The following is a 21984-nucleotide window of genomic DNA, read 5'->3' as shown; positions in this document are numbered from 1 at the left end:
GAACTTTAAGAGAAGGTTAAAATATAGGAGGATAATTAAATGGCAAAACATTTATTTACATCAGAATCAGTTACAGAAGGGCATCCAGATAAAATATGCGATCAAATATCAGATGCAATATTAGATGCACTATTAAAAAATGATCCATTAGCAAGAGTTGCTTGTGAAACTACAGTTACAACAGGATTAGTATTAGTAGCAGGAGAAATAAGCACAAACACATATGTAGATATACCTAAATTAGTTAGAGATACAATAAAAGAAATCGGATACACTAGAGCTAAGTATGGGTTTGATGGAGATACTTGCTCAGTTATAACAGCTATAGATGAGCAATCAGGAGATATAGCTATGGGTGTGGATGAAGCATTAGAAAATAGAAGTGGTGAAATAACAGAAGATGAAATAGAAAAAATAGGAGCTGGAGATCAGGGGATAATGTTCGGTTTCGCATGTAATGAAACTGAAGAATTAATGCCTCTTCCAATATCTCTTGCTCATAAATTATCAAAAAGATTAACAGAAGTTAGAAAAAATGGAGAATTAGAATACTTAAGACCAGATGGAAAAACTCAAGTAACTATTGAGTACGATGGAAATAAAGCAGTTAGAGTACATACTGTTTTAATATCAACTCAACATTGTGAAACTGTAAGTAATGAAACTATAAGAAGAGACTTAATAGAAAAAGTTATAAAAGTAGTTATACCAGAGGCTCTTTTAGATGAAGAAACAAAAATATATATAAATCCAACAGGAAGATTCGTTATAGGAGGACCTCAGGGAGATACAGGTCTTACAGGAAGAAAGATAATAATCGATACTTACGGAGGATACTCTAGACACGGCGGAGGAGCTTTCTCAGGAAAAGATCCTACAAAGGTTGATAGATCTGCTGCATATGCTGCAAGATATGTTGCTAAAAATATAGTAGCAGCAGGGCTTGCTGAGAAATGTGAGATAGAATTAGCTTATGCTATCGGTGTTGCTAGACCATTATCTGTATTTATAGATACATTTGGAACTGGAAAAGTTAGTGAAGAAAAGCTTGTTGAATTAGTAAATAAGCATTTTGACTTAAGACCAGGAGCAATAATAAGAGATTTAGAATTAAGAAAACCAATGTACAAAAATGTTGCAGCATATGGACATTTTGGTAGAACAGATTTAGATTTACCATGGGAAAGAACAGATAAAGCTGAAATTTTAAAAAGTGAAGCATTAGCTAACTAATAACAATAGTATTGGGTTTTAGATATATAAGAAGACTGTAATTTTACAGTCTTCTATTTTTTTTATTTCTATTTACTTGTATAATAATAATTAATTATGTAAACGATAAAGTTAGTATTTTTTAGGAGATTACTTATGGAAAAAATAGAAGGAATGATAAGTGACATTGTATTTAAAAATGAAGATAATGGGTATGTTATTGCTCATTTATCAAATGAAAACAGTGATGTTGTCATAGTTGGATGTATGCCAACTTTAACAGAAGGAGAAAGTATAGAAGTTGAAGGAAAATGGGTAAACCATAAAACATATGGGACTCAATTTGAAGTTAACAGTTTTATGCCAGTTACCCCATCATCCATAGAAGGTATATATGTGTACTTATCTTCTGGAATGATAAAGGGTATAGGAGAGAAAATGGCTAAAAGGATAATTAATAAATTTGGAGTAGATACGCTAGATGTAATTCAAAATACTCCACATAGATTATCTGAAGTTGACGGTATTGGTACTAAAAAAATAGAACAAATAGCAAAAAGCTATGAAGATAATAGAGAATTAAGAAATATAATAATGCAATTATCTCCTTATGGAATAACTCCCAACTTTTGTCTAAAAATATATAAAAAATATAAAAATAAAGCAATAGAGGTTATAAGTAAAAATCCATATAAATTAGCTGAAGATGTTAGAGGAATTGGATTTAAAGTAGCAGATAAGATAGCATCAAATTTAGGTATAGATAAATATTCAAAGGATAGGATAATGCAAGGTATATTATATTCACTTAACCAGTCCTTAGCTAGTGGACATACATATTTACCAGAAAGCATACTTATAGAAGAATCGAGTAAACTTTTAGAAGTAGATAAAGATTACGTGTCAGACTCGATTATAAGCTTAGCATATGATCAAAAAATTCATATTGAGAGAGGCATGGGAAGTGAAGATCATATATATTTAATACCATATTATTTATCTGAAAATGGAGTTTGCAAGCAAATAATTAAGTTATCTCAAGCAAATTTTAAAGATCTAAATATAGATGTAGAAAAAGAAATTGAAAAAGTAGAGAACGAAACAGAAATAAAACTTGCAAAAAATCAGGCATTAGCAGTTGAAGAAGCTATAAACAGTGGATTAGTAGTAATAACTGGAGGACCTGGAACGGGAAAAACAACTACTATAAATACAATTATAAAAGTATTTGAAAATAATGAACAAGAAGTAATATTAGCAGCTCCTACAGGTAGAGCAGCTAAAAGAATGAGTGAAACATCTAATAAAGAAGCTAAAACAATCCATAGATTGCTAGAAATGGGATATGCTACAGATTCAGAAGAATTAGTATTTTTAAAGGATGAAGATGATCCAATAAAAGCAGATGTAGTTATAGTAGATGAGGTTTCTATGGTTGATATTGTACTTATGTACAGCTTATTAAAAGCTATAAAGCCAGGAACTAGATTAATATTAGTTGGAGATAGTGATCAGTTACCTTCTGTTGGGGCAGGAAACGTCTTGAAAGATATTATAGAATCTGAGGTTATAAATGTAGTTAGATTGACAGAAATTTTTAGGCAAGCACAAGAAAGTATGATAGTAGTCAATGCCCATAGAATAAATCAAGGTTTACCACTACATTTAAATGCTAAAGGCAAAGATTTTTTCTTTATAAAAAAGGACACAAATGAAGAAATATTAGAAGAAATAGTTGGTATAGTAAATGATAGACTTCCTAAGTTTTATAATTTAGATAAATTAAAAGATATACAAGTATTAGCTCCTATGAGAAAAGGAGATTTAGGTGTAGCTAATTTGAATGTTGAATTACAAAAGTATTTAAACAAAGAAGAAAAATATAAGGTAGAAGAAACACTACAAAAAAGAATTTTTAGAGTTGGCGATAAAGTAATGCAAGTTAAAAATAACTACACAAAAAAATGGGAAACAGAAGATAAAAGTGAAAGTGGAGAGGGTATATACAATGGAGATATAGGTTATATTTATCATATAGAAAAAGAAAATAAGGTTATATATGTTTTATTTGATCAAATAAAAATAGTATCATATGAATACTCTGAATTAGATGAGTTAGATCATAGTTTTTGTACAACGATACATAAGAGTCAAGGCAGTGAGTTTCCCGCTATCGTGATACCTGTAACTTGGGCTCCACCAATGCTATTAAATCGAAATTTGTTATATACTGCTGTAACTAGAGCGAAAAAATTAGTAGTACTAGTAGGTAATGTTAAATACTTAGAATATATGATTAAAAATAATAAAACTAATGATAGACATTCTAATTTAGGTAAAAAACTAAATAAATTAAAAAAAGAAGGGCTGTTGGTAAAAAATTAGTTCAATAACTGACATGCTAATAGAATTGGTATATCCTAGTAATATAAGCTGTATCATATGCAATAAATCTATTAGTAAAGAAAATATTTATTCTTTATGTAAAGATTGTTTCAAAGAATTAAATTTTATAAATGATGGATGTATAAAATGTGGGAAGACAATAATAAATAACGCTATAGAGGAAATAAAAGTAGAACAATTATTAGAAGGGTGTCATGCTTGCTTAAATAAAAATTATTATTTTGATAAAGCTATAGGATGTATAGAGTATGATGATCTTAGTAAAAAAATAATTTTTGGATTTAAGTATAATAATAAAACTTTTATGGCACGATACATAGCAAATATAATTAAAGATAAATTAGAGAATGAAAGTATAGAGTATGATTATATATTATATGTACCATTGCATAGAAAAAGGGAAAGAAAAAGAGGATTTAATCAATCAAAAATTATAGCTAATAAATTGGGAAAGATAACTGATAAAAAAGTAATAGATTGTATATATAGAAATAAAAATACATTAAGATTATTTAAATTAGCAAACGATGAAAGAGCAAAAGAATTAAAGAATGCATTTAAACTAAGCGATGATATATGTATATGTAAAAATAAAAAAGTATTATTAATCGATGATATATTTACTACAGGAAGTACTGCAAATGAAATATCTAAATTATTAAAAATAAGAAATATAGATACTATATATGTATGTACATTTTTGACTAGAATAAATTGTTATTGACATATAATAGATAAGATATTAAAATAAATTAGTAGTATGTTAGGTCTGTGGTTGAAAGTTCATGCCAGTTGCAGGCAAAAGGACCCACGTAAGTTAACCCTAAAAATGGGGTTGATGATCATGGTGCAGCTTAGAAGTAAGACCTGCCGACAATAAAGTCGAGAGAGTCAGTAGTGCGGCGAACCCAAGCGAAATCTCCAGCAGGCGAGTGTGGGGGCAAAGACCAGGTCAGCTAAAATATTACAAAAGTACCTTTATCGGTGCTTTTTTTTTATTTGAAAACAAATTTTCTTAAGTTTATTCGACAATATGACAATAATAAACAATTTAATCACAAATAAACATTAGTTCTGTGGATTAAATAGTAGTAAAAAATGTGTAAAATTAAACAATTGAGTACTTATTAACAATTCTATCCACATTATCCACAGGTTATGACTATAAATAAATCCACAAACTGATAATAATGTAAAATAATTCGACAAAAATAAATTAATTTAAGCTGAATATTATAATTATAAGAAGCTAACAATAAAAATAAAGGAAATTCAAATTAAGCATAGAAATATATATATAAGTGTTTATACTTGTATATTCTGAAGGGAGATGTTCTTATGAGAATAACAATATCTGGGAAACAAATGGAATTAACAGACGCAATAAAGGATGCAGTAGAGGAAAAGTTAGAAAGATTAGATTGCTACCTTCATCCAGAAACAGAAGTGAAAGTTACTGTGAGTGCTAAAAAAGCAAGACAAAAAGTAGAGGTAACTATAATACCTATAAGTGGACCTATAATAAGAGCAGAAGATACAGAAGAAAATTTATATGCAGCTATAGACGTAGCATATGATAAGCTTAATACACAATTAAGAAAATATAAAAAAAGAGTTCAGGATAGACATCAGTCAAATGAAAGTATAAGATTTAACCATATAGAAGATTTAACTGAAGAAGAATTAAATAGTGATAATGAAAACTCTATAGACATTTCTATTGATAGACGTAAAAAGTTTAATATGAAACCAATGAGTGCAGAAGAAGCGGTATTACAAATGGATTTATTAGGACATGATTTTTTCATATTTACAAATACACAAACAGACAATATATCAATAGTATATAAAAGAAAAAATGGCGGTTACGGAATGATAGAACAAGATTAGAATTTAATTTGATTATTAAAGCTATCGATAAAAATAAACATCGATAGCTTTTTAAATATAAAATATAATGATTTTATGGTAAAATGTATATTATACATATAATGGACGAGGAGAGGTAATTAAATGGGTTTCTTAGATAATATATTTAATATAGCTGATAAAAGAGAAATGAAGAAATTCAACAAAATAGTTGATGAGATAGATGCTTTAGAGCCTAAATTTCAGGAGATGTCAGACCGAGAGTTAAAAAACATGACTAAAGTTTTTAAAGAAAGACTTAACAATGGGGAAACGGTCGATGATATACTAACTGAAGCATTTGCAGTTGCTAGAGAAGCTTCAAACAGAGTACTTGGAATGAGACAATATAGAGTTCAGCTTATAGGTGGTATAGTACTTCACCAAGGTAGGATAGCTGAGATGAAGACTGGAGAAGGTAAGACTTTAGTTGCTACAGCTCCAGTTTATTTAAATGCATTAACAGGCAAAGGTGTACATGTAGTTACAGTAAATGACTACTTAGCAAAACGTGATAAGGAACAAATGGGGAAAATTTATGAATTCTTAGGAATGACAGTTGGAGTTATAGTTCATGGACAAAACCCTCAAGAAAGAAAAGCACAGTACGAATGTGATATAACTTATGGTACAAATAATGAATATGGATTCGATTATCTAAAAGATAATATGGTTATACATAAAGAGCAAAAAGTACAAAGAGAATTAAATTATGCAATAGTCGATGAGGTTGACTCAATATTAGTGGATGAGGCTAGAACTCCTCTTATAATATCTGGACCTGGAGATAAATCTACACACTTATATGCTGATGCAAATACTTTTATACATACTTTAAAAGATGATAATTTTGAAATAGACGAAAAGCAAAAATCTATATCGTTAACAGAAAGTGGTATACAAAAAGCTGAAGTTTATTTTGGAGTTGATAATATAACTGATATAGCTCATATAGAACTATATCACCATATAAATCAAGCTTTAAAAGCACATAAAATAATGAAATTAGATGTAGATTATGTTGTTAGAGATGGAGAAATAGTTATAGTCGATGAATTTACAGGAAGACTTATGTTTGGTAGAAGATATTCAGAAGGATTACATCAAGGTATAGAAGCAAAAGAAGGATTAAGAATACAAAGGGAATCTAAAACTTTAGCAACTATAACATTCCAAAATTACTTTAGAATGTACAATAAGTTATCAGGTATGACAGGTACAGCCAAAACGGAAGAAGAAGAATTTAAGGCTATATATAAAATGGATGTTGTTCAAATACCAACTAATAAGCCGATTTTAAGAGAAGACTTAGCAGACTCTGTATATAAAAGTGAATTAGGAAAATTCAATGCAGTTGTTGAAGATATAATAGAAAGACACAAACATAAACAACCAGTGCTTGTAGGTACAGTTTCTATAGAAAAATCAGAAGTACTGTCTATGCTTTTAAAAAGAAAAGGTGTTAAGCATGAAGTTTTAAATGCAAAGAATCATCATAAAGAGGCAGAAATAGTAGCACAAGCTGGTAGATTAGGGGCTGTAACTATAGCAACTAATATGGCAGGTCGTGGTACCGATATAGTTTTAGGAGGTAACCCTATATTCTTAACTAAAAAAGAAATGAAAAAAATAGGATATCCTGAAGAAATAATAAATACAGTTGATGCAGATATAGAAAGTTTAGAAATAGAGTTAACAGAAGAAATAGTAAAAGCTAAAGCTGATTATGATAGAATAATTGAAAAGTATAAAGAACAGATAAAAGAAGAGCAAAGTCAAGTTATAGAAGCTGGAGGCTTGTGTATAATAGGTACAGAAAGACATGAGTCAAGAAGAATTGATAATCAGCTACGTGGGCGTGCTGGTCGTCAAGGTGACCCAGGTAGTTCAAGATTTTATATAAGTTTAGAAGATGAACTTATGAGGCTGTTCGGAAGTGACAGAATTTCTGGAATGGTTGAGAAAATAGGTTTAGATGAAGATACACCAATAGAAGCTAAGATGTTAACTAAATCAATAGAGAATGCTCAAAAGAAAGTTGAAGGTAGAAACTTTGGTATAAGAAAGCACGTACTTCAATATGATGATGTTATGAATAAGCAAAGAGAAATAATATATGAGCAAAGAGGTCGTGTATTAGAAGGAGAAAACTTAAAAGAGCAAATTCAAACAATGATATCATCAATAATAGAAGGTGGATATGATATATATGTTACTGATAAGGGATTAGATTTACATGCTTATAAAGAATATTTATACCACACGTTTATGCCAAAAGGCAGTTTAGAAATTGATAATCTTGAAAATATGAAAAAAGAAGAAGCAATAAATGCTATATATGAGGTTGCTAATCAAATTTATAATGCAAAAGAAGAGGTTGTTTCAACTGAAAGAATGAGAGAGATAGAGAGAGTGATACTTCTTCAAGCTGTTGACTCTTATTGGATAGATCATATAGATGCAATGGATCAATTACGTCAAGGTATAGGTCTTAGAGCTATAGGACAACAAGATCCAGTTGTAGCATATAAATTAGAAGGATTCGATATGTTTGATAATATGACAAAAGCTATACAAGAAGATACTGTAAGATACTTATATAACTTTACAATCGAAGAGCCTATACAAAGAAAACAAGTAGTAGATGTAGATAAAATTTCTTCAAACGCTGATGCTGATCAAGGAAATAGAACTGTTAAAAAAGATGAAGAGATTGGTAGAAATGAAGAATGTCCTTGTGGAAGCGGTAAAAAATATAAAAAGTGTTGCGGAAGATAATTTGGAGGTTGCACATGCTTAATATACAAGAATATAGACATAAGATAGAAAACATGTTTAAAAATATAGAAGAATTGAGGGCTTCTCTTTGACATAGAAGGCCTAAGTGAAAAAATAATTAGAAATGAAAAAACAATGAGTGAGCAAGAGTTTTGGAATGATAATGAAAAAGCACAACAAGTTCTTCAAGAAAATAAAAATTTAAAAGATATTGTAGATGAGTTCAATCATCTACAATCATCTTTAGAAGATATAGAAGTTCTTTTAGAGTTAGCACAAGAAGAAAGTGATATGTCGTTAGAAAAAGAAGTTGATAATACTATAAACTCTCTTGAAAATGAGATAGATAAAGTTAAAATAAAAACTTTATTAAGCGGAGAATATGATAAGAATAACGCTATATTATCTATAAATGCAGGGACAGGCGGGTTAGATGCTCAAGATTGGGCTGAAATGTTGCTTAGAATGTATGATAGATGGGCTAATGCTAAAGGATTTAAGGTTAAGACTTTAGATTTATTGTCTGACACAGAGGCAGGTATAAAAAGTGCTACTATACAAATAGAAGGTTTAAATGCCTATGGATATCTAAAATGCGAAAAAGGTGTTCATAGAATGGTAAGAATATCACCGTTTGATCCATCGGGTAAAAGACATACGTCTTTTGCTTCGGTAGATGTTATACCAGAATTAGACGAAAGCATTAGTATAGATATAAATCCTTCGGATTTAAAAATAGATACTTACAGAGCATCTGGAGCTGGAGGTCAGCATATAAACACAACTGATTCGGCAGTAAGGATAACACATATACCAACAGGTGTAGTTGTTCAATGCCAAAATCAAAGATCTCAACACAGTAATAAAGATACTGCTATGAGAATGCTAATGGCAAAACTTATAGAACTTAAAGAATTAGAACAAAAAGAAACGATAGAAGATTTACAGGGTAAATATTCACAAATAACTTGGGGTAGTCAAATAAGATCTTATGTATTCCAACCATATAAATTAGTCAAAGATCATAGAACCAATGCTGAAATTGGAAATGTTGATAGTGTAATGGATGGAAATATAGATTTATTTATAAATGAATATTTAAAAATGAGCAAAGTAAATAATTCATAGAACTTAAGGCTTAAGAAGTTAATTCTTAAGCCTTCTTTTAAATGTTAAGAGCTTATAAACTGGAGAAAAGTGAATTTTAGGAGGAATTTAAATTGGATATAAATCAAATTTTAAAATCAGAGTTAAATTTAAGAGACTCGCAGATAGAAAATACTATAAAACTTATAGATGAAGGAAATACGATACCTTTTATAGCTAGATATAGAAAAGAAATGACTGGAGAAATGAGTGATGTAACTCTTAGAGCATTTTATGATAAATTAACATATTTAAGAAACTTACAAAGCAGAAAAGACGATGTAAGAAGAATTATAGAGGAACAGGGAAAATTAACTGATGAATTAGTTAAAAACATAGAACAAGCTAAAACTCTTCAAGAAGTTGAAGATATATATGCTCCATTCAAACAAAAGAAAAGAACTAGAGCAACTATAGCAAAAGAAAAAGGGTTAGAAGAACTTGCTATGGCTATGTTAAATGAAAAAATAGATTTAACTCTAGAGGCTAAAAAATATATAAATGAAGAAAAAGACGTTAATTCACAAGAAGATGCGTTAAAAGGTGCAAAAGATATAATAGCTGAAATAATATCAGAAGATGCTAAGCTGAGAAAGTATATAAGAGATTTAGCTTTAAGAGAAGGTATAATAAGCACTAAAAATACTAAAGATGAAAAGTCTGTTTATGATATGTATTATGAATATAGTGAAGCTGTAAAAACTATGGCTCCACATAGAATTCTTGCAATAAATAGAGGAGAGAAAGAAGAATTTTTAAAAGTTAAATTAGAGATAAATAATGAAAAAATAGTAAATCATATAGTTGCTACTTATATTAATAATAATAATAAATCTAATGAAGATGAAATAAAATTATCTATAGAAGATTCATATAAAAGATTGATTTTTCCTTCAATAGAAAGAGAAATAAGAAATCATTTGACAGATTTAGCACATGAAAGAGCTATAAGTGTATTTGGTCAAAATATAAAAAGTTTATTGCTTCAACCACCGGTAAAAGATAAAGTTGTAATGGGATTTGACCCTGCTTATAGAACTGGATGTAAGATAGCTGTAGTAGATAAGAATGGAAAACTTATAGATTACACAACTGTATACCCAACTAAGCCTCAAAATGATGCTGAAGGAGCAAAGAAAATTTTAAAACAGCTTATAGAAAAGCATAATATAGATATAATTTCTATAGGAAATGGAACTGCATCAAGAGAATCAGAACAATTTGTTTCTGAAATGATAAAAGAAATGAACAGAGAGGTTCAATATACAATAGTAAGTGAAGCAGGGGCATCGGTTTACTCTGCATCAGAACTTGCAAATGAAGAACATCCAGATATAAACGTATCTATAAGGGGTGCGATATCAATAGCAAGAAGATTACAAGATCCATTGGCTGAATTAGTTAAAATAGATCCTAAAAGTATAGGTGTTGGACAATATCAACACGATCTTAATAAAAAAAGGTTAGAAGAAGTACTAGGTGGTGTTGTTGAAGATGCAGTAAACTCTGTTGGAGTTGATTTAAATACAGCATCATATTCATTACTTGAACATATAGCTGGAATAAGCAAAACTATAGCTAAAAATATAATTGAATATAGAGAAGAAAATGGGGACTTTACATCTAGAGCTCAAATTAAAAAAGTAAAAAGATTAGGACCACAAGCATTTACTCAATGTGCAGGATTTATGAGAATAATAGATGCTAAAAATCCTTTAGATAATACATCTGTACATCCAGAAAGTTATGATGTATGTAAAAAGCTTTTAGATAAAATAGGATATTCATTAAATGATTTAAAAGATAGAAGTATAAATGATATAGATATTAAGATAGAAGATATAGGACTTAATACATTAAGTGAAGAATTAGAGGTAGGGGTAATGACTTTAAAAGACATTATATCTGAAATAAAAAAACCAGGAAGAGACCCTAGAGAAGAAGGTATGAAGCCTGTACTTAGAACTGATGTATTAAAAATTGAAGATATAAAAGAAGATATGATTTTAAAAGGAACGGTTAGAAATGTAGTAGACTTTGGAGCGTTTGTTGATATAGGAATAAAAAATGATGGGCTAGTTCATAAATCACAAATGAGTAATAAATTTGTAAAAGATCCTATGACTATCGTTACAGTAGGCGATGTAATAGATGTAAAAGTTATAGGGGTAGATTTAAAAACACAGAGAGTTTCTTTAACTATGAGAGATGTTAAAGAAATATAGGAGGAATAAATGCTGTTTATAAAAAATGGAATTATAAATACTGTTACTAATGGAGTAATTCAGGGTGATATACTTATAGAAAACGGGAAAATAATCGAAATAGGAACGGATATAGTAGCACCACTAGATGTAGAAGTTATAGATGCTAATAAAAATTTAGTATTCCCAGGATTTATAGATGCACACACGCATTTAGGTTTATGGGAAGATGGAATGGGATTTGAAGGAGCAGATGGAAATGAAGAAACAGATCCGATAACTCCTCATTTAAATCCAATAGATGGAATAAATCCAATGGATAGAAGTTTTGAAGAAGCTAGAAATGGAGGAATAACATCTGCATGTAGTACTCCTGGTAGTGCTAATGTTATGGGAGGACAATGTATAGCAATAAAAACTGTTGGTAGAAGAATAGATAAAATGGTCATAAAAAATCCTGTAGCATCAAAAATAGCATTTGGAGAAAATCCAAAAAGCTGTTATGGACAAGACGATAAAACTCCTCAAACTAGAATGGCAATAGCTGCTATGTTAAGAGAAACTTTGAAAGAAGCTGAAGAATATTTAGATGCAATACTTCTTTATGAAGAAGATGATGAAAATGAAAAGCCAGATTATGATATTAAAATGGAAAGTTTATTACCTGTATTAAGAAGAGATATCCCATTTAAAGTTCATGCGCATAGAGCTGATGATATGTTTACAGCAATAAGAATAGCAAAAGAATTTAATTTAAGATTAACACTGGACCATTGCACAGAAGGACATTTAATAGTTGAAGATTTAATGGAAGAAGGATATCCAGTTGTAGTTGGACCATCACTTTCAGAAAGATCTAAAATTGAACTTAGAAATTTAACTTTTGATACAGCTGGAATATTATCTAACGCTGGAATGGATGTAGCATTAACTACGGATCATCCAGTAGTTCCTCTTCATTATTTACCAATATGTGCAGGAATTGCAGTCAAACATGGGATGGACTCACAAAAAGCTATAGAAGCGATAACTATAAATTCAGCTAAAACATTAGGGATAGAAGATAGAGTTGGATCTATAGAAATAGGTAAAGATGCAGATATAGTTATATGGGATAACAATCCACTAGAAATTCAAAGTAATGTATTATACACTATAATTGATGGTAAAGTAGTTTATAGAAAATAATTGGAATTAAATTATTGACATATAAGCAGATACTTAATAATATATAAGTGTAAGGAAAATTAAATAGCACGTAAGATCTTCGGGGCAGGGTGAAATTCCCTACCGGCGGTATAGCCCGCGAGCTACATTTTGTAGCATGACTTGGTGAGATTCCAAGGCCGACAGTAAAGTCTGGATGAGAGAGGATTAGTAAAAGCGTATAAAACATATAAATACATGTATTTATTTTTAATATACTCAAAAACTAAGCTCGAAGAGATTCTTCGGGCTTTTATTTTTTCCTAATATAAATAACATTAGGAGGGTACTAAAATGCAACAAATAATGAAAAGAAGGAAGTCAATGTCAACTAATACGATGACGAAGATAGCAATATTATCAGCAATATCTTATATACTTATGTTTATATCTATCCCGATACCGGGAATATTTCCAGATTTTTTAAAATTGGATATATCAGATGTTCCGGCTATATTTGGAGGGATGACGCTAGGTCCAATTGCAGGTTTTACAATAGTACTTATAAAAAATTTATTTCAAGCTATGACAGCTTCAACAACTGCATGGATAGGAGAAATAGCAAATTTATTAATAGGTGGGTCTTATGTGGTTATAGTATCATTGGTATATAGACAAAGAAAAAGTTTAAAAGGATTATTATTAGGATTTACATTAGGAACTATGGCTATGATTGTAATAGGATGTTTAACTAATTACTATATGCTGTTACCTTTTTATGGAACAGTAATGCCAATGGAAGCTATAATAAATATGGGTAATATGATAAATCCAAAAGTAACTGATTTAGGAAGTTTTGTTATTTGGATGATAGCACCTTTTAATTTGGTAAAAGCTGTTGTGATTTCGTTAGTAACATTGCCTCTGTATAAAAAAATGGAAGTTATACTTAAAAAATAAATTAGTTTATAAATAAGAAATGAGTATGTTAGGGTAATAAAAATAACCCTAGTATACTCATTTTTTTAATAGATTATTTATTTTATAAAAAATTAATTACTATATACATAATAAACACAGTCTTTTTCGAAGTTAGACATAGATTCAAAATTATTATTTTTAAGTTTATCTATAAGTTCATCATAAGGATTTGTTATATAAATTTCAGCTTCCTTAGATTTATATTTCAATAAATAGTAGTTAGTAGCATCATTTATTCCTTCAAATGTATTATCTATACATATTATAGAAGGACATCCTTTCATTTTAACTATGCACTTATGCCCATTAACTATTACTAATGAATTACTTTCAACTAAATCATTGTAAATAGTCTCGCATAAATTTAAAAATGTAAATCCATAAGTTAATTTATTATTGCAAGTTTTAAAGTAATCTAGATTTTTAAAATCATTATAAGATATTTTCCAAGTTTCTATTTTAAAATCATTAATATTTAAGTTTGAATTTTTTACAAAATCATAGTCTTTAAATATAATAAGACAACTTTGTTCTAAATGAAAATTTTTAGCTTTCATCATTTTAATGCTAGCTTGAGTATCTATATGAGTACACATTGCAATATTAGTGATTTTTTTATTTTTTAAATCTTCTCTTGCTAAATTAAATAACATATCTGAAATAGCGTGTGCAAGCTGTTGACCTCTATAATCTATATGTACTCTAAGTCCTTCAAGCCACCCTTGTTTGTCTGGTAGGATTGTATATTTGCCAACTGCAACAACTTTATCATCTTTTATTAATCCTAGAAAACAACCTTCTTTTTCATCAACCCACTTATGAAATATTTTAGGTAAATAATCATGTCCATCCCAAATATCTTTAGAAATATCGACTATATCGTCATAATCCTCATGTGTAAGAATTTTATAATTCAAAAAATCGCCCCCTTTATAATAAATAATATTATCATAAATTACACAAATATATGATATAGAATAAAAACTTTGTAAATCTAAGCCTTTATAATAGTATGTGGTTATAATATAATAATATCTGTTACATTATAATTTAAATAAAGAAGTCTTATTTATGGAGATGATATAGATGGTTAAAATATATTTAGAAAATGAAGAACAAACAAGAGAAATTGGATATAAGCTAGGTAATTTGTTAACACCTAAGAGTGTAGTTTGTTTAATAGGAGACTTAGGAGCAGGAAAAACTACTATGACTCAAAGTCTGGCACAGGCTTTAGAAGTAGATGATTATATAACAAGTCCTACTTTTACAATAGTAAATGAGTATGAAGGAAAAATGCCTTTATATCATTTTGATGTGTATAGAATTGGAAGTAGTGATGAAATGTATGATATAGGTTTTGATGAGTATATAAATGGAGACGGAGTTTGTATAATTGAATGGGCAAACTTAATAGATGATATACTTCCAGATGAATACTTATATATAGAAATGAACTATAAAGAAACAGGAAGAGAAATGATATTAACTCCAAAGGGAGAAAAGTATGAAGAAATAGTTAAGGAGTTGGCTAAGTAATGAAAATATTAGGTATAGATACTTCTACACAAGCAGCAAGTGTATGTATTATCGAAGATGAGAAATTAATATGTGAGTACACTATAAATTCTAAGAGAACTCATTCACAAAAACTTATGTTAATGATTGAGTCTATGATAAAAGAAAGTGATTTAAGTATAAAAGACATTGATGCAATAGCTATATGTATAGGACCGGGTTCATTTACAGGACTTAGAATCGGAATGGCTACTGCAAAAGCTATATCACATGTAAGAAACTTACCAATAATAAGTGTAAATTCGCTAGAGTCATTAGCATTTAATATGAACCTTTGCGATAAAACGATATGTTCTATAATAGATGCGCAAAGAAATCAAGTATATACAGGTAAATACAAATTTGAAAATAATGAATTTAAAACTGTAGAAGATGTAAATGTAATAGCTGTTGATGAACTTATAGAGGAACTATCAAGTAAAGATGAAGAATTTATATTAGTTGGAGAAGCTACATCTTTATATATAGACAAGCTTTCTGAAGTAAAGAATATTTCTATAGCATCAGCATCTAACAATGTAAACAAGGCAAGTAGTTTATGCGTGTTAGGCATTATGAAATATGAAAAAAATATAGATATTCACAATTGTCATTCTATAAACCCAATGTATATAAGAAAGTCTCAAGCAGAGGTTCAGTATGAAGAAAAAATGAAGAGGTTAGAGAATGGAAAATAGTAACTTGATAGTAAGAGATATGACTTCAAATGATGTATCTGGAGTTTTTGAAGTAGAAAAAAACTGTTTTGAGCATTATTGGTCTAAAGGTGAATTTGAAAAAGAAATGAAAAATGATGTTGCTAGATATTTAGTAGCAGAAATAGATGGAAAAATAGTTGGATATGTAGGCATATGGTTTATAGCAGGAGAAGGTCATATAACTAATGTTGCAGTACATAGCGATTATAGAGGACAAAAGATAGGCGATAAACTTATAATGCATCTTGTAAAAAAATGCAAAGAAAATCATATCTTTGCGATGACACTAGAAGTAAGAGTTTCTAATATAGTAGCCCAGAATTTATACAAAAAATATGGATTTAAGCTAGCGGGTATAAGAAAAGAATATTACAGTGACAATAAAGAAGATGCAATGATAATGTGGAGCCAATTAAAAGAGGTGTAAGTATGAAAGATATAATAACATTAGCTATAGAATCAAGTTGTGATGAAACAGCTTGTGCAGTACTTAAAAATGGTAGAGAAATTTTAAGTAATATAATATCTACTCAAATAGAATTACATAAGAAATTTGGGGGAGTTGTTCCAGAAGTAGCATCTAGAAAGCATATAGAAAATATATCTATGGTTGTTCAAGAAGCTTTAGATGAAGCAAATGTAACTTTTGATGATATAGACAATATAGCAGTAACTTATGGACCAGGTCTAGTAGGAGCTGTTTTAGTTGGGTTATCATATGCTAAAACTTTAGCATATACCCTAGATATACCATTAGTAGGAGTTAACCATATAGAAGGTCATGTAAGTGCTAACTATATAGAAGATAAAAATTTAAAACCACCTTTTATAACTTTAATAGTTTCAGGTGGGCATACTCATTTAGTTGAAGTAAAAGATTATGGAGTATATGAGATATTAGGAAAAACTAAAGATGATGCATCAGGAGAAGCATTTGATAAAATAGCAAGAGCTATGGATTTAGGATACCCAGGTGGTCCAATAATAGATAAATTAGCTAAAAGCGGAAATAAAAAAGCTATAGATTTCCCTAGAGCTTGTATGGATGAAGGATATGATTTTAGTTTTAGTGGATTAAAATCAGCAGTCTTAAATTATTTAAATGCTAAAAAAATGAAAAATGAAAAAATAGTAGTCGAGGATGTAGCAGCATCTTTCCAAGAAGCAGTAGTAGAAGTACTATCGAAAAAAGCTGTAAAAGCGGCTAAAGAAAAAGGATATGATACTATTGCATTGGCGGGTGGGGTTGCTTCTAATTCTGCACTTAGAGAAAAACTAAGTGCAATGGCTAAAAAACAAAATATACAAGTTAAATACCCATCGCTTATATTATGTACAGACAATGCAGCAATGATTGGATGTGCTGGATATTATAGTTTTATTAACGGAAGAAGAGATGACATGAGCTTAAATGCTGTTCCGAATTTAAAAATAGGTCAATAACAAAGAAAGATTAGGAGATAAATTAAATATTTCCTAATCTTTTTTTTATAAAATTTTAAATTAAGATTTTGTAATTAATTGCAAAAATATAATTTATATGAAAGAAATAATATGAAAATTAGATATTTAAGTCTGAATTTTTGGATAAATACTTTATATAGTAAAGTATGAATTAAGATATAATTAAAAATATATGTTTTACATGTTCGAAAGTTATAACTAATGAGGTAATTACAATGGGGGAATTTATATTGAAGAAGCATGAAGATATTATAAACAGTTATAATATAAACTTATTTAAAGAGGGAAAAAGTTATAGGAGTTATGAATTTATGGGAGCTCATAAAGTAGAGTATGAAGGGGTAGAGGGAGTTACATTTACATTATGGGCACCTAATGCAAAAGCTGTTTATTTAGTTGGAGAGTTTAATGATTGGGATGATAAATTATATCCTATGATTAATATAGAAGATAGCGGAGTATGGAATATATTTATACCTAAAATGGATTATAAAGCAAAGTATAAATACAATGTGGTTGGTATCAGTGGGAAAAGTAAATTAAAATCAGATCCTTATGCATTTTTATCAGAAAAAAGACCAAACACAGCATCTGTTGTTTTTGATATAGATAATTATAAATGGAGCGATAAAAACTGGATAGAAAAAAGAGAAAAAAATACTTATAATGATAAGCCAATGAATATATATGAAGTCCACCTAGGTTCTTGGAAAAGGAAGTGGGATGGAGAATTTTTTTGTTATGATGAATTATATGAAATGATAGACTATGTACATGATATGGGATATACCCACATAGAAATAATGCCTATAACTGAACATCCATTAGATATGTCTTGGGGGTATCAAACTATAGGGTATTATAGTGCTACTAGCAGATATGGAACACCTAAAGATTTAATGGAATTTATTGATAAGTGTCATGAAAAAGAGATTGGAGTAATACTTGATTTTGCATATAGTCATTTCTGCAAAGATGACCATGGAGTATACAAATTTGATGGAACAAATCAATTTGAGTATGAAGATGAAACTAAAGCTGAAAATGTAGGATGGGGAACTGCACATTTTGATTTAGGAAAATTAGAAATACAAAGTTATTTAATATCTAATGCTATCTTTTGGTTAGAAAAATTTCATGCAGATGGAATAAGAATGGATGCTGTATCAAGTATGTTATATCTAGACTATGATATAGGGCATTGGAAACCTAATAAATATGGTGGTAGAGAGAATATTGAAGCTATAGAATTTTTGAAAATGTTTAATGAAATTGTACATAAAGAAGTTAAAAATCCAATTATAATAGCAGAAGAATCTACATCTTGGGCTATGGTAACAGGACCATCATATAAAGGGGGATTAGCATTTGATAATAAATGGAACATGGGGTGGATGAATGATACGTTAAGATACATGGAAATGGATCCTGTATATAGAAAGTATCATCATGAACTTATAACTTTTTCATTTATGTATGCTTTTTCAGAAAATTTTATATTGCCCCTATCCCATGATGAAGTTGTTCATGGGAAAAAATCTTTACTAAACAAAATGCCAGGAGATGAATGGCAACAATTTGCCAATTTAAGATTATTATATGCATATATGATGATGCATCCAGGAAAAAAATTATTATTTATGGGATGTGAATTTGCACAAGATTTAGAATGGAGATTTGAATATGGCTTAGATTGGAATGAGCTTAACAGCGAATCAAATAGAAAAATTAAAGATTATGTAAAAGATTTAAATCATATTTATAAAAATGAAAGAGCTATGTATGAAATAGATAATCACCATTCAGGTTTTGATTTTATAGACCCACATAATATAAATCAAAGCGTAATTGTTTTAATGAGGAAAGGAAAGAAAAAAGAAGATTTTATAATCGCTGTATTAAACTTTACACCTGTGGTTTACAACCAATATAGAATTGGGGTTCCGTATAAAGGTTTATATAAAGAAGTTTTTAATAGTGACAATACTAAATATTATGGTTCAGGTCAAACAATGGAAGGGATTAACTTATATTCACAAGATTTAAACTGGCATAATAAAGACTATTCAATAAATATAAAAGTTCCGCCGTTAGGCGCAGTATTTATAAAAGGCAAGGATATAATTATCTAAGTACATTTTAATTTTATTATTAAATTTAATAGGGGGATTAGTAGTAAATGATGAAAAAAGAAATGATAGCTATGATTTTAGCAGGGGGTCAAGGATCAAGATTAGGAGTATTTACTAAAAATATAGCAAAGCCAGCTGTTTCATTTGGAGGTAAATATAGAATAATAGATTTTGCTTTGAGTAATTGCTCAAATTCGGGGATAGACACAGTAGGAGTATTAACTCAATATAGACCATTATTGCTAAATGCACATATAGGGATAGGAAGCCACTGGGACTTAGATAGAAGAAATGGTGGATTATCTATATTACAGCCATATATGAATGAGAAAGAAGGAAATTGGTACAAAGGAACGGCAGATGCAATATATCAAAATATGAACTATATAGATAGTTACGATCCAGAATATGTACTTATATTATCAGGAGACCATATTTATAAAATGGATTATAGCCATATGTTAGAAGAACATAAATCTAACAATGCAGATGTTACAATTGCTGTAATGGAAGTTGATTGGGATGAGGCAAGTAGATTTGGGATCATGAATACAAAAAAAGATGGAACGGTGTATGAATTTGATGAAAAACCAGAAAAACCTAAGAGCAATTTAGCTTCTATGGGAATTTATATATTTAATTGGAAAACAATAAAGAGTTATTTTAAATCAAAACAAGCATATATAGATTTTGGTAAAAATTTAATTCCTAAAATGTTAGAAGATAAAGTAAGTATGTATGCGTATGAATTTGATGGATACTGGAGAGATGTAGGTACTATAGAAAGCTTATGGCAAGCTAATATGGATTTAATTAATCCTGATAATGGGTTTGATTTGAATGATTATAATTGGAGAATTTATACAGATACGATGGCTATGCCTCCTCAATATTTAGGCAAAGATGCTGATGTTAAAAAATCTATATTAGTAGATGGATGTAGGGTTTTTGGAAGTGTTGAAAATTCCGTATTATCACATGGAGTTACAGTAGGTGAAGGTAGTATTATAAAAGATTCTGTAATAATGTCTAATGCTAAAATAGGTAAAAATGTAATAATAGAAAAAGCTATGATAGGTGAAGGGGCAATTATAGAAGATGATTGCAATATATCTAGTGATGATGGAAGTATAAGCATTGTATCTGAATTTGAAGTAGTAGCTATGGAATTAGTATAGGGGGATTTAGATTATGAATAAGGAATGTATGGGGATAATCAATTTAAATAAAAAAGGTGATAACTTAAAAGAACTAAGTGATTCTAGAGTAGTTGCATCTATTCCAATTGGAGGAAGATATAGAATAATAGATTTTACATTATCTAATATGGTAAATGGGGGAATGAAAAATATTGGTATTTTTTCGGATCAAAAATACAGATCATTAACAGATCATTTAGGTAATGGAAGTCATTGGGATTTATCTGCTAAAAACGATGGATTATTTGTTTTTAGCCCAGAAAATACTAAAGAGCAAATGTATCGACAAATAAAAAAAGGTGATATTTACAATATCTTTTCTAATATCGATTATATAGAAAAGAGTAAGCAAGAATATGTTTTAATAGCTCCTAGCAATATGATTTGTAATATGGACTATAAAAAAGTTTTAAGCTATCACAAGGCTTCGAAAAATAGTATAACTATAATTTATAAGAGTGTAAACAATGCAAATGAAGATTTTTTGGGAACATCAATGTTAAATATAAAAGAAGGAAATCAAATTTCTGGGATGGGGATAAATTTAGGAAGAGAAAAACAAGCTAATATATCTATGGATATGTATATAATGAGAAAAAGATTATTAATAGATATGTTGTATGAGGCTGTATCTAATGGGGAGTATACTCATATAGAAGATTGTATAAACGAAAGTATTGGAAATTTACAAGTCGGTTCGTATGAGTATAATGGATATTTAAAATGTATAAATTCTACTAGTACTTATTTTCAAGCTAATAAAGATTTATTAGATGTAGATATAGCTAATGAATTGTTTTACGCAGATAGAAAGATATTTACTAAGGAAAAAAATGAGCCACCAACTTTATACACAGAAACATCAAATGTGAAAAATTCATTTGTTGCTACTGGATGTGTTATAGAAGGGGATGTAAAAGATAGTATCATTTTTAGAAAGGTACACATAAAAAAAGGTGCAGTAATTAAAAATTCTATAATTATGCAAAGTGGTAAAGTAGAAGAAAATGTTATATTAGATAATGTTATATTAGATAAAAATACAGTTATATCAGAAGGAAAAGAATTAAAGGGAGATATAAAATTACCATTAGTAGTAGAAAAAAATGTGAGTATATAGAGGGGGATAAGT

General features: G+C 29.2%; 17 protein-coding genes and 1 riboswitch. Of the genes, 16 read left to right on the top strand and 1 reads right to left on the bottom strand.

All coding sequences use genetic code 11. From position 1 onward, the window contains the following. Positions 1 to 39 precede the first annotated feature (39 nt). From metK to ACRCYC_RS02625, 9 genes are all read left to right on the top strand, one after another. On the top strand, positions 40 to 1233 hold the full coding sequence (gene metK / locus ACRCYC_RS02665) for a methionine adenosyltransferase (RefSeq protein ID WP_438617630.1): 1194 nt from the start codon (positions 40 to 42) through the stop codon (positions 1231 to 1233). 135 nt (positions 1234 to 1368) lie between these two features. Beyond that, positions 1369 to 3597, top strand: coding sequence for an SF1B family DNA helicase RecD2 (recD2, locus tag ACRCYC_RS02660; RefSeq protein ID WP_438617629.1), 2229 nt, complete (start codon positions 1369 to 1371; stop codon positions 3595 to 3597). A 13-nt stretch (positions 3598 to 3610) separates the two neighbouring features. Continuing rightward, complete coding sequence (locus ACRCYC_RS02655; RefSeq protein ID WP_438617628.1) at positions 3611 to 4342, top strand: ComF family protein; 732 nt, start codon at positions 3611 to 3613, stop codon at positions 4340 to 4342. A gap of 614 nt (positions 4343 to 4956) precedes the next feature. After that, positions 4957 to 5508 carry a ribosome hibernation-promoting factor, HPF/YfiA family gene (gene hpf / locus ACRCYC_RS02650; RefSeq protein ID WP_438617627.1) on the top strand — a complete coding sequence of 184 codons (552 nt, stop codon included), beginning with the start codon at positions 4957 to 4959 and terminating at the stop codon, positions 5506 to 5508. A 123-nt stretch (positions 5509 to 5631) separates the two neighbouring features. After that, positions 5632 to 8304, top strand: a complete 2673-nt coding sequence (gene secA, locus ACRCYC_RS02645; protein WP_438617626.1) for a preprotein translocase subunit SecA — start codon at positions 5632 to 5634, stop codon at positions 8302 to 8304. 14 nt (positions 8305 to 8318) lie between these two features. Next, positions 8319 to 9432 (top strand): peptide chain release factor 2 gene (gene prfB / locus ACRCYC_RS02640; RefSeq protein ID WP_438617625.1). Its coding sequence is split into 2 segments (ribosomal slippage): positions 8319 to 8381 and positions 8383 to 9432, totalling 1113 coding nucleotides; the frame shifts between segments, so codons are not numbered across the junction. A gap of 92 nt (positions 9433 to 9524) precedes the next feature. Continuing rightward, on the top strand, positions 9525 to 11675 hold the full coding sequence (locus tag ACRCYC_RS02635) for a Tex family protein (protein ID WP_438617624.1): 2151 nt from the start codon (positions 9525 to 9527) through the stop codon (positions 11673 to 11675). A gap of 9 nt (positions 11676 to 11684) precedes the next feature. Next, positions 11685 to 12842: an amidohydrolase gene (locus ACRCYC_RS02630; protein WP_438617623.1), complete on the top strand. Its 1158-nt coding sequence runs from the start codon at positions 11685 to 11687 to the stop codon at positions 12840 to 12842. Between the two features lie 71 nt (positions 12843 to 12913). Beyond that, a riboswitch (FMN riboswitch) is annotated at positions 12914 to 13033 on the top strand. Positions 13034 to 13154: 121 nt separating this feature from the next. Next, positions 13155 to 13760: an ECF transporter S component gene (locus tag ACRCYC_RS02625; protein ID WP_438617622.1), complete on the top strand. Its 606-nt coding sequence runs from the start codon at positions 13155 to 13157 to the stop codon at positions 13758 to 13760. Between the two features lie 92 nt (positions 13761 to 13852). On the opposite strand, the gene ACRCYC_RS02620 is transcribed toward ACRCYC_RS02625, so the two are convergent. Beyond that, positions 13853 to 14698 carry a GNAT family N-acetyltransferase gene (locus ACRCYC_RS02620; RefSeq protein ID WP_438617621.1) on the bottom strand — a complete coding sequence of 282 codons (846 nt, stop codon included), beginning with the start codon at positions 14696 to 14698 and terminating at the stop codon, positions 13853 to 13855. A gap of 169 nt (positions 14699 to 14867) precedes the next feature. Between ACRCYC_RS02620 and tsaE the strand changes: the two genes are divergently transcribed. The 7 genes from tsaE (at position 14868) to glgD (ending at position 21972) form a co-directional block, all read left to right on the top strand. Next, on the top strand, positions 14868 to 15320 hold the full coding sequence (tsaE, locus tag ACRCYC_RS02615) for a tRNA (adenosine(37)-N6)-threonylcarbamoyltransferase complex ATPase subunit type 1 TsaE (RefSeq protein ID WP_438617620.1): 453 nt from the start codon (positions 14868 to 14870) through the stop codon (positions 15318 to 15320). Continuing rightward, the gene (tsaB, locus tag ACRCYC_RS02610) at positions 15320 to 16036 is read left to right on the top strand and encodes a tRNA (adenosine(37)-N6)-threonylcarbamoyltransferase complex dimerization subunit type 1 TsaB (RefSeq protein WP_438617619.1); all 717 of its coding nucleotides are present in this window, start codon (positions 15320 to 15322) and stop codon (positions 16034 to 16036) included. The genes tsaE and tsaB overlap by 1 nt, the downstream gene beginning before the upstream one ends. Then, complete coding sequence (gene rimI / locus ACRCYC_RS02605) at positions 16026 to 16484, top strand: ribosomal protein S18-alanine N-acetyltransferase (RefSeq protein WP_438617618.1); 459 nt, start codon at positions 16026 to 16028, stop codon at positions 16482 to 16484. The genes tsaB and rimI overlap by 11 nt, the downstream gene beginning before the upstream one ends. Positions 16485 to 16486: 2 nt before the next feature. After that, on the top strand, positions 16487 to 17500 hold the full coding sequence (gene tsaD, locus ACRCYC_RS02600; protein WP_438617616.1) for a tRNA (adenosine(37)-N6)-threonylcarbamoyltransferase complex transferase subunit TsaD: 1014 nt from the start codon (positions 16487 to 16489) through the stop codon (positions 17498 to 17500). 251 nt (positions 17501 to 17751) lie between these two features. Next, positions 17752 to 19653, top strand: coding sequence for a 1,4-alpha-glucan branching protein GlgB (glgB, locus tag ACRCYC_RS02595; RefSeq protein WP_438617615.1), 1902 nt, complete (start codon positions 17752 to 17754; stop codon positions 19651 to 19653). Positions 19654 to 19703: 50 nt separating this feature from the next. Then, a complete protein-coding gene (locus ACRCYC_RS02590) occupies positions 19704 to 20831 on the top strand; it encodes a glucose-1-phosphate adenylyltransferase (RefSeq protein WP_438617651.1) in 1128 nt (375 codons plus the stop codon). A gap of 13 nt (positions 20832 to 20844) precedes the next feature. After that, on the top strand, positions 20845 to 21972 hold the full coding sequence (gene glgD / locus ACRCYC_RS02585; protein WP_438617614.1) for a glucose-1-phosphate adenylyltransferase subunit GlgD: 1128 nt from the start codon (positions 20845 to 20847) through the stop codon (positions 21970 to 21972). Positions 21973 to 21984 lie beyond the last annotated feature (12 nt).

It is taken from the genome of Paraclostridium sp., assembly GCF_051657365.1.
Lineage (GTDB): Bacteria > Bacillota > Clostridia > Peptostreptococcales > Peptostreptococcaceae > Paraclostridium.
The sequence above is the reverse complement of the archived record's forward strand: the minus strand, read 5'-3'. Positions and strand labels throughout refer to the sequence as shown.

Bases quoted from the DNA above. Each gene is read 5' to 3' on its own strand.
- ACRCYC_RS02590 (WP_438617651.1), top strand. From the start codon at position 19,704: ATGAAAAAAGAAATGATAGCTATGATTTTAGCAGGGGGTCAAGGATCA.
- rimI (WP_438617618.1), top strand. From the start codon at position 16,026: ATGGAAAATAGTAACTTGATAGTAAGAGATATGACTTCAAATGATGTA.
- tsaD (WP_438617616.1), top strand. From the start codon at position 16,487: ATGAAAGATATAATAACATTAGCTATAGAATCAAGTTGTGATGAAACA.
- recD2 (WP_438617629.1), top strand. From the start codon at position 1,369: ATGGAAAAAATAGAAGGAATGATAAGTGACATTGTATTTAAAAATGAA.
- glgD (WP_438617614.1), top strand. From the start codon at position 20,845: ATGAATAAGGAATGTATGGGGATAATCAATTTAAATAAAAAAGGTGAT.
- metK (WP_438617630.1), top strand. From the start codon at position 40: ATGGCAAAACATTTATTTACATCAGAATCAGTTACAGAAGGGCATCCA.
- ACRCYC_RS02625 (WP_438617622.1), top strand. From the start codon at position 13,155: ATGCAACAAATAATGAAAAGAAGGAAGTCAATGTCAACTAATACGATG.
- secA (WP_438617626.1), top strand. From the start codon at position 5,632: ATGGGTTTCTTAGATAATATATTTAATATAGCTGATAAAAGAGAAATG.
- ACRCYC_RS02655 (WP_438617628.1), top strand. From the start codon at position 3,611: ATGCTAATAGAATTGGTATATCCTAGTAATATAAGCTGTATCATATGC.
- tsaB (WP_438617619.1), top strand. From the start codon at position 15,320: ATGAAAATATTAGGTATAGATACTTCTACACAAGCAGCAAGTGTATGT.
- tsaE (WP_438617620.1), top strand. From the start codon at position 14,868: ATGGTTAAAATATATTTAGAAAATGAAGAACAAACAAGAGAAATTGGA.
- hpf (WP_438617627.1), top strand. From the start codon at position 4,957: ATGAGAATAACAATATCTGGGAAACAAATGGAATTAACAGACGCAATA.
- ACRCYC_RS02630 (WP_438617623.1), top strand. From the start codon at position 11,685: ATGCTGTTTATAAAAAATGGAATTATAAATACTGTTACTAATGGAGTA.